Source organism: Burkholderia sp. SIMBA_062, from assembly GCF_046534765.1.
Taxonomy (GTDB): Bacteria; Pseudomonadota; Gammaproteobacteria; order Burkholderiales; family Burkholderiaceae; genus Burkholderia; species Burkholderia ambifaria.
Genome location: NZ_JAWRYD010000687.1, coordinates 1 through 230 on the forward strand (window position 1 = coordinate 1; position 230 = coordinate 230).

Genomic DNA, 230 nt, shown 5'->3' on the forward strand with positions numbered 1-230 from the left:
GCGCTGTTCAGTTCGTTCTCGATATCGCGGCGCATCCACGACAATGCGTCGCGTGCGACGCCGATCACGTGCGGCGCGCACCGGACCGAATAGCGGTCCTGCAGCCGGCGGCCCGGCAATTCGTCGCGCCCGGCCAGATCGGCGCGAATCCACGCCGCCGCCTCCGCCTGCCCCGCGTGCGGCTTCGCGTCGAACAGCCGCGCGTCGAAGTGTCCGGCGCGGCCGTCGAG

The 230-nt window shown here is 72.2% G+C and carries 1 protein-coding gene; it reads right to left on the minus strand.

Features of this window, described 5'->3' with window-relative positions:
• Nucleotides 1-230: aromatic amino acid lyase (locus SB786_RS37935; protein ID WP_410731802.1), on the minus strand; the 230-nt coding region annotated here is incomplete at both ends.